At 73.5% G+C, this 14,668-nt stretch carries 10 protein-coding genes; all 10 read left to right on the top strand.

What is annotated here, in order from left to right:
* Nucleotides 1-12: 12 nt before the first annotated feature.
* Entirely contained in the window at nucleotides 13-1,722 is a 1,710-nt protein-coding gene (locus tag AB0G11_RS20060; protein ID WP_357587349.1) for a fatty acyl-AMP ligase, read from the top strand.
* Nucleotides 1,715-3,253 (top strand): acyl-CoA dehydrogenase, encoded by a 1,539-nt coding sequence (locus tag AB0G11_RS20055; protein ID WP_219511642.1) that lies wholly within the window; start codon nucleotides 1,715-1,717, stop codon nucleotides 3,251-3,253. The genes AB0G11_RS20060 and AB0G11_RS20055 overlap by 8 nt, the downstream gene beginning before the upstream one ends.
* Nucleotides 3,243-3,482, top strand: coding sequence for an acyl carrier protein (locus tag AB0G11_RS20050; protein WP_357587347.1), 240 nt, complete (start codon nucleotides 3,243-3,245; stop codon nucleotides 3,480-3,482). The genes AB0G11_RS20055 and AB0G11_RS20050 overlap by 11 nt, the downstream gene beginning before the upstream one ends.
* On the top strand, nucleotides 3,482-4,816 hold the full coding sequence (locus AB0G11_RS20045) for a condensation domain-containing protein (protein WP_357587345.1): 1,335 nt from the start codon (nucleotides 3,482-3,484) through the stop codon (nucleotides 4,814-4,816). The genes AB0G11_RS20050 and AB0G11_RS20045 overlap by 1 nt, the downstream gene beginning before the upstream one ends.
* Nucleotides 4,817-5,006: 190 nt before the next feature.
* Nucleotides 5,007-6,668 (top strand): AMP-binding protein, encoded by a 1,662-nt coding sequence (locus AB0G11_RS20040; RefSeq protein WP_219511634.1) that lies wholly within the window; start codon nucleotides 5,007-5,009, stop codon nucleotides 6,666-6,668.
* 115 nt (nucleotides 6,669-6,783) lie between these two features.
* Complete coding sequence (gene sbnA / locus AB0G11_RS20035) at nucleotides 6,784-7,788, top strand: 2,3-diaminopropionate biosynthesis protein SbnA (protein WP_219511630.1); 1,005 nt, start codon at nucleotides 6,784-6,786, stop codon at nucleotides 7,786-7,788.
* A 3-nt stretch (nucleotides 7,789-7,791) separates the two neighbouring features.
* Entirely contained in the window at nucleotides 7,792-8,772 is a 981-nt protein-coding gene (gene sbnB / locus AB0G11_RS20030; protein WP_219511629.1) for a 2,3-diaminopropionate biosynthesis protein SbnB, read from the top strand.
* Nucleotides 8,773-8,786: 14 nt separating this feature from the next.
* Nucleotides 8,787-8,960 (top strand): MbtH family protein, encoded by a 174-nt coding sequence (locus AB0G11_RS20025; RefSeq protein WP_219511627.1) that lies wholly within the window; start codon nucleotides 8,787-8,789, stop codon nucleotides 8,958-8,960.
* Nucleotides 8,957-13,669 (top strand): amino acid adenylation domain-containing protein, encoded by a 4,713-nt coding sequence (locus AB0G11_RS20020; RefSeq protein WP_357587343.1) that lies wholly within the window; start codon nucleotides 8,957-8,959, stop codon nucleotides 13,667-13,669. The genes AB0G11_RS20025 and AB0G11_RS20020 overlap by 4 nt, the downstream gene beginning before the upstream one ends.
* Nucleotides 13,666-14,562 carry an ornithine carbamoyltransferase gene (locus AB0G11_RS20015; RefSeq protein ID WP_357587341.1) on the top strand — a complete coding sequence of 299 codons (897 nt, stop codon included), beginning with the start codon at nucleotides 13,666-13,668 and terminating at the stop codon, nucleotides 14,560-14,562. Before AB0G11_RS20020 ends, AB0G11_RS20015 begins: the two co-directional genes overlap by 4 nt.
* Nucleotides 14,563-14,668: the final 106 nt, after the last annotated feature.

Genomic DNA, 14,668 nt, shown 5'->3' with positions numbered 1-14,668 from the left:
GAGGAGGAGGGGATGAGCTCCATGGACTTCATGAGCACGCTGAGCAGGCACGCCGCCGAGTTCGCCGGCAGGCGCGCCGTGTTCTTCCACGACCGGCGGGGTGAGAAGGCGCTCACCTACGGCGAGCTCGACCTCGCGGCCCGCCGGATCGGCGGCTGGCTGGCCGGGCGCGTCGAGCCGGGCGAGCGGGTGCTGCTGTGCTACCCCGCCGGCCTGGAGTTCGTCGAGGTCTTCCTCGGCTGCCTGGCCGCGGGCGTGGTGGCCGTCCCGGCGCCGTTCCCCGACGCCTCCTCCCTGCACCGCGAGCGGGTCCTCGCGGTGGCCGCCGACGCCGAGCCCGCCCTGGTGCTCACCTCGGCCCCGCTCACCGGGGCGCTGACGGCCGCGCTCGCGGACGGCGAGCCCGCCCTGGTGGCCGAGGCCGCCCAGTACGGCGAGCCGCTGCCCCGCCCGCACGCGACCGGGCCGGAGACGCTGGCGTTCCTGCAGTACACCTCCGGCTCGACAAGTGACGCCAAGGGCGTCATGGTCACCCACGGCAGCCTGGTCGACACCCTGCGGGTCGGCGCGGAGCTGCTGGACCTGCGGGAGGGCGCGCGGTTCTGCAGCTGGCTGCCCATGCACCACGACATGGGGCTGGTGGCCATGCTCCTGCTGCCGCTCCACCTGGGCGGCAGCACCGTGCTGATGTCGCCGACCGACTTCCTGCGCCACCCGTGGCAGTGGCTCGACCTCATCGGCCGGCACGGCGCGGAGGTCAGCGCGGCGCCGAACTTCGCCTACGACCTGTGTGTACGCCGCGTCACCGACCAGCAGTTGCGCGACCTGGACCTGTCCTCGTGGAAGCACGTGTGCAACGGCGCCGAGCCCATCGACGCGGGCACGCTCACGCGCTTCGCCGACCGGTTCGCCGCCGCCGGGCTCAAGCCGGAGTCGCTGACCGCGGGCTACGGCATGGCCGAGACCACGCTGTTCATCTCCGGCACCGCTCCCGGGCACGCCCCGGTCGTGACCACGGTCGACCCGTGGGCGCTGGAACGCGACACGCTGGACCCGGCCGCGACCGGCAGGGCGCTGGTGGGCTGCGGCCGGCCGAGGGCGCTGGAAGTCCTCATCGCCGACCCCGACACGGGCGCGGAGCTGCCGGAGGGCCGCGTCGGCGAGATCTGGGTGCGCGGCCCCGGCGTGGCCGCCGGATACTGGCGCAAGCCCGAGGAGACCCGGCGCACCTTCGGCGGCACCACCGCTGCGGGCGAGGGCGGCTTCCTGCGCACCGGCGACCTGGGCGCGCTGCTGGAGGGCGAGCTCTACATCACCGGCCGGATCAAGGACCTGGTGATCGTCAACGGCCGCAACCTCTACCCGCACGACCTCGAACGCGCGCTGACCCGGGTGCACGCGGCGGTGGAGAACATGCCGTCGTGCGTCTTCTCCGTCGCCGTGCCGCGCGAGGAGATCGTCGTCGTCCAGGAGGTCAGGTCGCGGGCGCTCGCCTCGCCCGGCGAGCTGGTCGAGGAGATCAGGTCGGCGCTCAGCCGCAGGTTCGGCGTCGGGGCGGCCAACGTGTGCCTGGTGCGGCCGGGCGAGATCCGCAGGACGACCAGCGGCAAGATCCGTCGGCAGGTCACCAGGCAGCTCTTCGCCTCCGGCGGGCTGACCGCGCACCACGAGGCCCTGTCCCGTGCGGTGACCGCCCGCTACCGGAAGGCCGCCGATGGCTGAGCCGGTGCTGCCGTCGGTGCTGACCGTCGAGCGCTGCCTGGAGCTGGACGCGCGCGAGGAGTTCCCCGGCGAGATCTGCCGCGCCCTGACGGACCTCGGCGCGGAACGCCACTACCTGCCCGGCGTGCCCGCCGAACGCCTGCTCGCCCTGATCAGGAGCCTGGCCGGCCGCGACTTCACCGTGGCGCTCGCGCACTGCAAGACCTACCTGGGCTCGGTGGCCACCTGGGTCGGCGGCACCCCCGAGCAGGTGGCCGCGCTGTCGGCCCGCGTCTCGGGCGGCGCCGTGGTCTCCCTGGCGCTCACCGAACGCGACCACGGCAGCGACGTGCTGGCCGGGGAGGTCACCGCCACGCCCGTCCCCGGCGGCTACCGCCTCGACGGCGAGAAGTGGCTGATCAACAACGCCACCCGCGCCGACGTGGTGTGCGTGCTCGCCAGGACCGGCGACAGCGGCGACGCCCGGGGGTTCAGCCTCTTCCTGGTGGACAAGGACACGCTGCCCGCGCACGCCTACCGGTGCCTGCCGAAGGTGGCCACCCACGGCGTGCGCGGCGCCGACATCAGCGGCATCGCCTTCACCGGCGCCGTGGTGCCGCCGGAGGCGATGGTCGGGGAGCCGGGAACGGGCCTGGAGGTCCTGCTGAAGGGCCTGCAGCTCACCCGCACGCTGTGCGGCGGCATGTCGCTGGGCATGGGGGAGCACGCCCTGCGGATCGTGCTGGACTTCGCCGAGCGCCATCACATGTACGGGCGGCCGCTGGCCGACCTGCCCCTCACCACCCGCGCCCTGGCCGACTCGTACGTGGACCTGCTGGTCGCCGAGGCCGTCACCGTGGTCTCCACCCGGTCGATCCACTCGCTCACGGGCGAGCAGAGCCTCGTCTCGGCCGTCGTCAAGTACTACGTGCCCACGCTGATCGACCGGACCCTGCAGCGGCTGGCCAAGGTGCTGGGCGCCCGCGCGCTGCTGACGGACGGGCCCTTCCAGAAGATCTGGCGCGACCACGCCATCGTCGGCGTCTTCGACGGCAACACCTGGGTCAACCTCGGCACGCTGGTCAACCAGTTCCCGGCGCTGGTGCGCGGCTACCGGCGCGGGCGCGTGGACGCGGCGGGGCTGGCGGCGGCGACCGGGCTGAAGCAGCCGCTGCCGCCCCTCGACCCGGCCCGGCTGAGCCTGGCCGCGCGTGACGGCTGCAGCCTGGTGCAGAGCCTGGCCGGCGACCCGGACGCGCCGCTGGAGCTGCGCGAGCGGGCCGACCGGCTGCACGAGGCGATGGCCGGGTGGCGGCCACGCGGGCGGGAGGTCCCGCCCGAGCTGTTCGGCCTGGCGCGCGAGTACGCCCGGCTGTACGCGGCGGCGGCCTGCGTACGGCTGTGGGCGGACAACGCCCTGGACGACGTGTGGCTGCGCGCCTGCCTGGCCAGGGTCTTCGACCGCCCGGACGCGGCCACCGATCATCTGCTGGACCTGACGCGGCGCGGCCGCGCGTTTTCCTTCCTGCGAGGAGTCGACCATGACGCTTGACCACATCCGCAACTGGCTGCGCGCACGGGTCGCGTTCTACGTGGAGCGCACGCCCGAGGAGATCGACCCGGACGTCAAGTTCGTCGAGGTGGGCCTGGACTCGGTGTTCGCGATGAGCCTGAGCGGCGACATCGAGGACGAGTTCGGGCTGGTCGTCGAGCCGACCGTGGCGTGGGACCACCCGACCGTCAACGCGCTGGCCGACTACCTTCACGCGGAAGCGGCCTGATGGAGCTGACGATCGGCCAGCAGGCCCTGTGGTTCCTGTACCGGCTGGCGCCGGAGAGCACGGCCTACCTGATCACCGTCGCGCTGCGCGTCCACGACGTGCTGGACCTCGACCGGCTGCGCCGGGCCACCTCGGCCGTCATGGCCAGGCACGAGGTGCTGCGCTCGGTGTTCGACGAGGTCGACGGGGCGCCGCGGCGGTCGGTGGCCGATCGGCCGCCGCCCTTCACGGTCACCGAGCTGGGGGCGGTGGGCGAGAGCGAGCTGCGGGCCGCGGCGGCGCGGGCGGCGGGGGAGCCGTTCGACCTGGGCGTGGGGGCGTTCCGGGTCACGCTGGTGCGCGGCGGCGGCGGGTCGGTGCTCCTGGTGACGGCGCACCACATCGTCAGTGACGCGATGTCGCAGTGGATGATCCTGCGCGACCTGCTGTGGGCGTACGAGCAGGACGAGCCCGGCTGGCCGGTGATCACGCGGACCTTCGGCGACTACGTCCGGCACGAGCGGGAGCTGCTGGGCTCGCCCCGGCGGGCGCGGCTGGAGCGCTACTGGCGCGGCGTCTGCGAGGGCGCCGAGCCCGGGGGGCTGCCGGCCGGCCGGGCGCGGCCGGCGGGGGCGTTCCGGGGGGCCTCGGTGACCGTCGTGTGGCCGGAGGAGACCGGGACGCGCCTGATCGAGCAGGCCAGGACGCTGGGGGTGACGCCCTTCGCGCTCGTGGTCGCCGGGGTCCAGGCGGCGCTGCACCGGCGGGGCACGGGCGGCGACTTCCTCATCGGCTGCCCGGTCAGCACCCGCTTCGCCGGGCGGGCGCGCGACGTCGTGGGCTGCTTCGCCAACACGGTGCCGCTGCGGGCGCGGCTGCGCCCGGGGACCACGCTGGGGGAGGCCGCCCTGGCCGCGCACCGCGAGCTGGTGGCGGCGACGGCGCACGGGGAGTTCCCGTCGGCGCTCATCCGGGAGCTGACGCCGGGCCGGGGCCTGCCCTACCAGCTCGCGGTGAACCTGCTGTCGATGGACGCGATGGACCCGCCGCTGCCGCTGGCGGCCGACGGCTCGATCGAGGGGCCGGTGACGACCTACCGGGGGCTGCGGTTCGCGGTTCTCGACCTCGCGCAGATGGAGGGCCAGTTCGAGCTGATGGTGGATGTGCGCAGGGCGGGCGCGCTGTTCACCGCCGTGGTCAAGTATGACGCCGCCCTGTTCGACCGGCTCACGATCGAGCGTTTCACCGGGCGGCTCCGTCAGGCGGTGGAGTCGGGTCCGGATTCGCCGATCGGCAGGCTGCCGGCGGTGGACGAGAGTGAGGTGGCGCGTTTACTGGCCTTCGGTGAAGCATGAGTCATGCTCATTGTTATTGGCTGACAAAGGCGCCCCGCAACCCCTAATAGAATATTGTTCCCCCCTTTTGGTTTCTGGGGTCTGTCCCGAATGATGGGTATAGTTGCGTTTGGCCCGATCGGGCGCAAGGTCCCATCCTTGTGAGCCTGCAAGGGGAGTTCGTATGGGGGATATTTCTGTTTTCGGGGCGATGCTTCGTCACGTCGAGGAAAGGCCGCAGGCTGACGCGGTCATATTCAAGGGGGACGGCGAAACTCGTATCGGCTACCTGGATCTCCACCTGGCCGCGAGGGAGGTGGCGTCGTGGCTGCAGACCGTGTGCAAACCGGGGGATCGGGTGCTGCTCTGCTACCCGACGGGCATCGAGTTCGTGCGGGCGCTGCTGGCCTGCCTCTACGCCGACGTCGTCCCGGTGCCGCTGCCGCTCCCCACGCACGCGGCTCACCATCTCAGCACGCAGACCGGCGTCGCGCTTGACGCGGACGCCCACCTCGTCCTCACCGACACGGCCCACGCCGACGCCATCCACGCCTGGCTGACCCACGACGACCTGGGCACCTACGCCTGCGTCGCCACCGACGGCGTCACGTACGAGGACCCGGCCGACTGGGTCGAGCCCATGCGGTCCGGCGACGACGCGGCCCTGCTCCACTACACCAGCGGCCTGGCCGGCGAGCCCGTCGGCATCCCGCTGTCGCACACCAACCTGCTGCACAACGTGGAGACCCTGGCCGAGGCCTGCGGCCTGCGCCCGGGGACGCGCACGGGCGGCTGGCTGCCGCTGCACCACGGGCTCGGGCTGTTCTCCATGCTGCTGGCGCCGCTCCTGTCGGGGGGCACGGCGGTGCTGCTGCCGCCTGAGACGTTCTGCGTCGACCCGCTCGCCTGGCTGCGCCTGCTCGACCGCCACCAGGTCGAGGTGAGCGCGGCCCCGAGCTTCGGCTACGACCAGTGCCTGCACGAGATGACCGACGAGGAGTGCTCGACGCTGGACCTGTCGCGATTACGTCACCTGCTCGTGCTGGAGATGACGGGGCTGCCCCCGATCGAGCCGGACATGCTGCACGACTTCGCCGGCCGCCTGCGCCCCGCCGGGCTGCGCGCCGACGCCCTGCGCACCGCCTACTGCCTGCCCGAGGCCACGATGATCGCCTCGATCGGCGCGGCCGGCCAGGCCCTGGCCGCGCCCGGCTTCGACACGCGGGCGCTGGACAAGGGCCTGCTGCTGCCCGGCGCCGACGGGCCCCGGCTCGCCGGTCTCGGCCGGCCCGCCGGGCACGAGCTCCTCATCGTCGACCCGTTCACCGGGGTCCCGGCGGCCGAGGGCGCCGTCGGCGAGATCTGGGTGCGCGGGCCGCACGTCGCCGCGGGCTACTGGCGCAGGGACCGGCTCAGCGCCGAGCGCTTCGAGCAGAGCACTGCGACCGGGGAGAAGGGGTTCGTGCGCAGCGGCACCCTCGGCGCCACCGTCGACGGCCGCCTCCACGTGACCGGCACCTCCCGCGACCTGGTCCTCTTCCAGGGCCGCCCGCTGCACCTGGGCCGGGTCGAACGCAGCCTCCTCGACCTCGGCACCCTCGTGGCCTGCACCGCCTTCCCCGCACCCGACTCCGCCGAGAAGATCGTCGTGGTCGCCCAGCCGGGCGGCGGCCGGGCCGGCGACGGCCTGGTTCGCGCCGTCCGCGACCGGCTCGCCCTGCGGTTCGGGCTGCAACGGGTCGGCGTGGTCCTGGTCAGGCCCGGCCAGTTCCCGGTCACGCCTGACGGCGGCGTCAACCGCCAGCTCGTCCGGGAGCTGCTCCGGGCCAACGCCCTGGACGTGCTCGACCCCACCGTCGCGGAGAACCGCTGACGGCGTCGCCCGGCTTGACCGGCTCCATTTCTCCGCACGCGGAATATAGGCGAGATATAGCGGCGTGCCCGGATAGTGAGCTGGCTGGTTCTGGTTGCGGAACCGGCGCAATTTCATGGACGGAGCCAGCGCTGTGCCAATATCCACCACGACTGGAATTATTTCGGCTATTGGTGGGACGCCGCTTGTCGAACTCGAACGGCTGGTCCCCGGACTGTTGGTGTATGCGAAGCTGGAGCGGTTCAATCCCGGCGGAAGCCTCAAGGACCGCAGCGCGCTCAGCATGCTGAGCGCGGCCATCGACGCAGGTGATCTCGTTCCAGGGATCTCCGTCGTGGTGGAGTCCAGTTCGGGAAACCTGGCGATCGGCATGGCGCAGATCTGCCGCTACCTCGGCCTCAGATTCATCTGTGTCGTCGATGCCAGGACCACGGAGCAGAACCTCGCGATTTTGCGGGCATTCGGCGCCGAGGTCGAGGTCGTGGAGTTCCCCGACCCCGACACCGGCGAGTACCTGCCGCGCCGGATCCAGCGGGTGCGCGAGCTCCTTGACAGCGTTCCGAACTCCTTCCACCCCAACCAGTACGGGAACCGGCTGAACGCGCGGGCGCACGTCCAGACGATGCGCGAGATCGCCGAGGCGCTCAACGGGGAGATCGACCACCTGTTCGTCCCCGTGAGCTCGTGCGGCACGCTGGTCGGCTGCGCCGACTACGTCGCCGAGCACGGCCTCTCCGTCCAGATCACCGCCGTGGACGCGATCGGCAGCATGATCTTCGAGGGGCAGACGCCGGGTCCCCGCCTGCTGCCGGGCCACGGCGCGGCGATCCGCCCGGCCCTCTTCCGCGAGGGCGCCGCCGACCGCGTGGTCCACGTGTCGGACCTGGACTGCGTGGTGGGGTGCCGGAGGCTGACCGAACGCGAGGCCATCCTGGCCGGCGCGTCGTCCGGCGCGATCGTCTCCGCGCTCACCGCGACCCAGCGGGACATCGCGCCCGGGTCGACGTGCGTGCTGCTGCTCCCGGACGGCGGAGATCGTTACCTCGACACTATCTACTCCGACGAGTGGGTGCGCCGCACCTTCGGCGAGGTCTCGCACCTGTGGAAGGAAGGGATCTGACCCATGCTGGTCATCCGACACGACGAGGTGCGCGACATCCTCCACGGCGCCGAGGACGCCGTGCTGGACCTGGTACGCGACACCTACCGCGAGCACGACGCCGGTGAGACGGTCGTGCCCCACTCCACGTTCCTGCGCTTCCCCGGGGACAGCGCCAACCGCATCATCGGCCTGCCCGCGTTCGTGGGCGGCGACCAGCCCGTCGCGGGCATCAAGTGGGTGGCGTCCTTCCCCGGCAACCTCGGCAAGGGGCTGCCCCGGGCCAGCGCCACCATCGTGCTCAACTCCATGGACACCGGCCGGCCGGTGGCCTTCATGGAGGGCGCGCAGATCTCCGCCGCGCGCACCGCCGCCTCCGCGGCGGTCGCCGCCCGCACCCTCACCGGCCCGGACCCCGTCCGGTCGATCGCCGTGATCGGCTGCGGCCTGATCAACCTCGAGGTCCTGCGGTTCCTGCCCGATGTCACGGAGCTGACCCTCTTCGACCTGTCGCGGGAGCGCGCCGAGGAGTTCGGCGAGCGCGCCCGCGCCCTGCTGCCCGGCCTCGGCGTACGCGTCGCCGCCACCGCCGCCGAGGCCGTCGCGGCGGCCGGGGTGGTGTCGCTGGCGACCACCGCCGTCGAGCCGCACCTGACCCTGGACGGGGCCCGGCCGGGAACGGTCGTGCTGCACCTGTCGCTGCGCGACCTCACGCCGGAGACCGTCCTGGCCGCGCGCAACGTCGTCGACGACGTCGACCACGTGCTGCGCGAGCGCACCTCGCCGCACCTGGCCGAGCAGGCCACGGGCGACCGCGCGTTCGTCCACGCCACGCTCGGCGGGCTGCTGCGCGGAACCGCCACGCTGCCCGGCGGCGACTCACCGATCATCTTCTCCCCGTTCGGCCTCGGCGCGCTGGACCTGGCGCTGGCCCGGTACGTGTTCCAGCAGGCCGTCGCCCGGGGCTCCGGGCTGGCCGTCGAGGCCTTTCAGCAACCCGCGTGAAGGAGCAGTCCGCCATGAGCGACAAGTACCTGGTAGTGCTCAACGACGAAGAGCAGTACTCCATCTGGTGGGCGGACCGGGACCTGCCCTCCGGCTGGCAGGCCGAGGGGACCCAGGGCACCAAGGACGAGTGCCTGCGCCACATCGAGCAGGTCTGGACCGACATGCGCCCGCGGAGCCTGCGGTGAGCGACGGTCTCCTCGGCGACCTGGTGTGGCGGCAGGCGGCGGCCACACCGGACGCGGTCGCCGTCGTGGACGGGGACCGCACCCTGACCTACGCCCAGCTGGCCCGCCGGGCCGCCCGCCTGGCCCACCTGCTGGGCGGGTGGGGCATCGGCCGGGGCGACGTCGTCTGCCTCAACCTGCCGCGCGGCGCCGACTTCATCGTCGCCGTCCTCGGCGTGTGGCGCAGCGGCGCCGCCTACCTGCCGACCGACCCCGAGCACCCGCGCGAGCGCCGCGACCGCATCCTGCGGGACGCCCGGCCCGCCATCGTGCTCACCCCGGAGCTGCTGCGCTCGCTGCCCACCCCGGAGGCCGCGCCCGTCCCGGTCTCCGGCGCGGACGCCGCGTACGTGATCTACACCTCCGGCTCGACCGGGCGGCCCAAGGGCGTCGTCGTGACGCACGGGGGCATCGCCAACCGGGTGCTGTGGACGACGCGGACGCACGAGCTGGGCCCGCGCGACAGGCTGCTGCACAAGACGTCCGTCACCTTCGACGCGGCCGGCTGGGAGATGGTCGGGCCGCTGGTGAGCGGCGGCACGGTGGTCGTCGCGCCGCCGGGCGCCGAGCGCGATCCGGCCACGCTCGTCGGGATGGCGCGCGAGCACGGCATCACCGTGCTCCAGGTCGTCCCGTCGCTGCTGCGCGAGCTGGTCCGCGAGCCCGGCTGGGCGGGCCTCGGATCGCTGCGGCTGCTGTTCAGCGCCGGCGAGCCGCTGCACGCCGGGCTGGCGCGGGCCGCCGCCCTGCCGGGGCTGGCGATGTGGAACACCTACGGGCCCACCGAGTGCGCCATCGACGTGACCGCGCACCTCGTCGACCCGGACCAGGACGGCGAGGCGGTGCCGATCGGCCGGCCGATCTCCGGCATGCGGGTGCGCGTCCTGGACGAGGAGGGCGGCCTGGCGCCCATCGGCGTGCCCGGCGAGCTGTGCGCGGGCGGGCCCGGCGTCGGCCGCGGCTACCTGGGCATGCCCGCCCTGACGGCCGAGCGTTTCGTGCCAGACCCCTTCGGCGACGGCGAACGGCTCTACCGCACCGGCGACCTCGTGCGCTGGTCCGAGGACGGCGTGCTGCACTTCATGGGCCGCCTCGACGACCAGCTCAAGGTCAACGGCGTCCGGGTCGAGCCCGGCGAGATCGAGGCCGTCCTCCAGGGCCATCCGGCCGTGGCGGCCGTGGCCGTCGTCGCGTCGGAGGGACGCCTGGTCGCGCACGTCGCCGGCGGCGTCGCCCCGGCCGAGCTGCGGCTGTTCGCCCGCGACGTGCTCCCCGACACCCACGTGCCGACCCGCTACGTCCTGCACGACAGGCTGCCCGTGCTGCCCAGCGGGAAGATCGACCGCGCGGCGCTGAAGGCTCCCGCCGAGGAGGCCGCCCACACGCCGCCGCGCACCCCCGCCGAGCGGCGGGTCGCCGCCGTCTGGTCCGAGCTGCTGGGCGTCGAGCGGATCGGCGCCGAGGACGACTTCTTCCAGCGGGGCGGCACCTCGCTGCTCCTGACCAAGCTCGCCAACCGGCTCGGCGTGCCCGTCCCCGACCTGTACGCGATCTCCACGGTGTCCGGCCAGGCCGAGCTCCTGGACCGGCAGGCCCCCGGTGTCGAGCGCGTCGGCCCGGCCCGGCGCGGGGCCGCCGCCGAGGTCTCCTACGGCCAGCGCCGCCTGTGGTTCCTCGACCGGATCCAGCCCGGCAGCCCCGAGTGGGTCGCGCCGCTGTTCGTCAGGCTGGAGCACGCCGACCCGGACACCGTCCGGGCCGCCCTGTACCGGCTGGCCGAGCGGCACGAGATCCTGCGCACCCGCTACGTCCCGGCCGACGGCGAGCCCCGGCCGGTCGTCGACGCCCCCGCGCCGGTCGAGCTGCGGGTCGCCGCCCCCGGCGAGGACCCCGCGACGCTGGTCGCCGAACAGCTCGCCCGGGGCTTCGACCTGGAACGCGGGCCCGTGTGGCGGGCGCTGCTGGCGGGCGACCTGCTGCTGATCACCGTCCACCACATCGCCAGCGATGGCTGGTCGACCGTGGTGCTCGACCGGGAGCTGCGCGCGCTCTGCGCCGGCCAGGACCTGCCGCCCGCGCCCCTGCAGTACGCCGACTACGCGGCCTGGCAGCGCCGCACCCTGACCGAGGACAGCCTCGCCGGCGACCTCGCCTACTGGCGCGACCACCTGGCCGGCGTGCCCGCGCTCGACCTGCCCACGGACCGGCCCCGGCCCGCCCAGCGCGACCCGCGCGGCGCCATGGTCACCTTCGACATCCCGGCGGACCTGGCCAACACCCTGGCCGCGTGGGGGCGCGAGCGCGGCGCCACGCTGGTCGCCGTGCTGCTGACCGCCTGGGCGATGCTGATCTCCCGGCACAGCGGGCAGCGGGACTTCGCCGTCGGCACCCCGGTCGCCGGGCGCGATCGCGCCGAGTTCGCCGACGTCGTGGGGTTCTTCCTCAACGCCCTCGCCCTGCGCATGGACCTGACCGGCAACCCCTCCTTCGAGGAGGCCGTGGCCCGCGTCAACGAGGTCTGCCGCGCCGGCTTCGCCCGCCAGCGCCTGCCCTTCGACCGGCTCGTGGAGGAGCTCCAGCCGGAGCGCGACCTGACCCGGACGCCGATCTACCAGGTCACCTTCGACCTGCACGAGGTCGGCCACACGGACACGGCGCTGGAGGCGGCGGACGCCGAGGTGATGGCCGGGTCGTGGCTGATCGCCAAGACCGACCTCAGCCTGCTCGCGCAGCGGCGGCCGGACGGCTCGGTGCTCGCCTCGATCGAGTACGCCACCGCGCTGTTCGACAGGGACACCGCCACGCGGATGGCCGGGCGCCTGCTCAGGCTCCTGCGCGAGGTCGCCGCCCGGCCGCGCACCCGGCTGTCGGCCGTCGACCTGGCGGACTTCGAGCAGCCCGCGCGCCGCGCCGCCCCGCCCTCCCGCTGCGTGCACGAGGCGTTCCAGGAGCAGGCGGCGCGCACCCCCGGCGCCCCGGCCGTGGACGGCATGACGTACGCGGAGCTGAACGGCCGGGCCAACCACCTGGCCCGCCACCTGCGCGCCCGCGGGGCCGGGCCGGGCGGCCTGGTCGGCGTCTGCCTGGAACGCGGCCCCGAGCTGATCGTCACGCTGCTGGCCGTGCTGAAGTCGGGCGCCGGATACCTGCCCCTGGACCCCGGCCAGCCCGCCGAGCGGCTCACGTACATGATCGAGGACGCCGCCGCCGCGCTCGTGGTCACCACGCGGGATCTCGCGGACCGGGTCACCGGGCCGGTGGTGCTGCTCGACGCGTTCCCGGCCGGCTCCTCGCCCGACGACCCGCGGACGCCGGTCGCGCCCGACGACGTCATGTACGTGATCTACACCTCGGGCTCCACCGGGCGGCCCAAGGGCGTCGAGGTGACGCACGCCAACGTGCTGCGCCTGTTCAGCGCGACCGAGGCGGCCTTCGCCTTCGGCCCCGAGGACGTGTGGACGCTCTTCCACTCCTACGCCTTCGACTTCTCGGTGTGGGAGATGTGGGGCGCGCTGCTGTACGGCGGCCGGCTCGTCGTCGTCCCCCGCGACGTGGTGCGCGACCCGGGCCGGTTCCTGGACCTGCTGCGCGAGGAGCGGGTCACGGTGCTGAACCAGACGCCGTCCGCCTTCCGGCAGCTCGTCGCGTTCGCCGCCGAGGACGACCCCCGGGTGGGGGAGCTCGCGCTGCGCGCCGTGGTGTTCGGCGGCGAGAAGCTGGAGGTGGGCGAGCTGACGCCGTGGATCCGCCGGTTCGGCGCCGAACGCCCACGGCTGATCAACATGTACGGGATCACCGAGACCACCGTCCACACCACGCTCCACGAGATCCGCCCGGACGACCACGGCAGCCCGATCGGCGTCCCGCTCGCCGACCTCACCGTGCACCTGCTGGACGAGCACGGGGGCGTCGCGCCCGTCGGCGTGCCCGGCGAGATCTACGTCGAGGGCCCGGGCGTGGCGCGCGGCTACCTGAACCGGCCGGCGCTGACCGCCGAGCGGTTCCTGCCCGCCCCCGGCGGCGGACGGCTCTACCGCAGCGGCGACCTGGCCAGGCGCAACCCCGACGGCAGCCTGGAGTTCCTGGGCCGCGCCGACGACCAGGTGAAGATCCGCGGCTACCGCATCGAGCTGGGCGAGATCCAGGCGGCGCTGCTCGGCCAGCGGAGCGTCCGCGACGCGGTCGTCGTCGTGCGCGACCAGGCGCTGGTCGGCTACGTCGAACCGGCCGGCGACAGCATCGACGTGGGCGAGCTGAAGGAGGCGCTGGGCCGGAGCCTGCCCGACTACATGGTGCCCGCCGCCGTCATCGCGCTGGACCGCATCCCCCTGACCGTCAACGGCAAGCTCGACCGGGCCGCCCTGCCGCTGCCCGGACGCGAGGAGACCGGCGCGGCGAGGTTCGTCGCGCCGCGCACCACGGTGGAGACGCTGCTGGCCGAGATCTGGCAGGACGTGCTCGGCGTCGACAAGGTGGGCGCGCGCGACGACTTCTTCGCCCTGGGCGGCAACTCGCTCCAGGTGCTCAAGATGATCTCCCGGGTCCGGGAGGAGCTCGACGTGGAGCTCGGCGCCCGCGAGGTCTTCGAGCAATCCGAACTCGCCCTGCTGGCCGGCCGCGTCGAGGCCGTCCTGCTGGACGAGGACTTCCGAGTGGAGGAAACGGCATGACGCCCCAGCACCTGATCTCGATCGACGACCTCTCGGACGAGGCCCTGCGCCACCTGGCCCGCCGCGGCCTGGACTTCCGCAACGGCGGCGTCACCACGCACCCGCTCGCCGACCAGATCGTCGGAATCTACTTCAGCAAGACCTCCACCAGGACGCGCACCGCCTTCACCTCGGGCGCGCTGCGCCTGGGCGCGCGCACGATCGCCTTCGGCCCGAACGACCTGCAGACCAACACCGGCGAGTCCGTCGAGGACACCGCCAAGGTGCTGAACCGGATGCTGGACGTCTTCGTCATGCGCACCGCGGGCGACCCGGCCGAGATGCGCATGTACGCCGCGGACAACCGCATGTCGGTGATCAACGCGATGAGCGCCACCGAGCACCCCACCCAGGCGCTGACCGACCTCACCACGCTGCTGTGGCGCTTCGGCGCGATCGAGGGCCTGCGCATCCTGTACGTGGGCGAGGGCAACAACACCGCCGCCGCCCTCGCCCTCGCCCTGAGCAGGTACGACGCGGTCGAGCTCGAACTGCGCACCCCGCCGGGCTACGGCCTGGCCGACGACGTGCTCGCCCGCGTGAACCCGAAGGTGGTCACCGAACGGCACGACATGCGGGACCTGCCGGAGGCCGTGGACGTCGTCTACACCACCCGCTGGCAGACCACGGGCACCGCCAAGCCCGATCCCGGCTGGCGTGACACGTTCGCGCCCTTCCAGGTGACCGGCGAGCTGTGGCGGGCCAGCCCCGGCGCGGCGTTCATGCACGACCTGCCCGCCCACCGGGGTGAGGAGGTCACCGCCGAGGTCATCGACGGCCCGCACAGCATCGTCTTCGACCAGGCGGAGAACAAGCTGCACAGCGCCATGGCCGTGCTCGAGTGGTGCCGATGACGACGCTGGACGAGCTTTTCGGGGACCCCTGGAACGCGGCGAACCCCACCGGGGTAGACCGCGGCCATGCCCCCCTCGGGAGGGGCGTGCGTGTCGGCGCCCGGGC

The organism is Nonomuraea sp. NPDC023979 (genome assembly GCF_040639085.1).
Taxonomy (GTDB): domain Bacteria; phylum Actinomycetota; class Actinomycetes; order Streptosporangiales; family Streptosporangiaceae; genus Nonomuraea; species Nonomuraea ceibae.
Note: the sequence above shows the minus strand (reverse complement) of the source record. Positions and strands in the feature narration are given on the sequence as shown.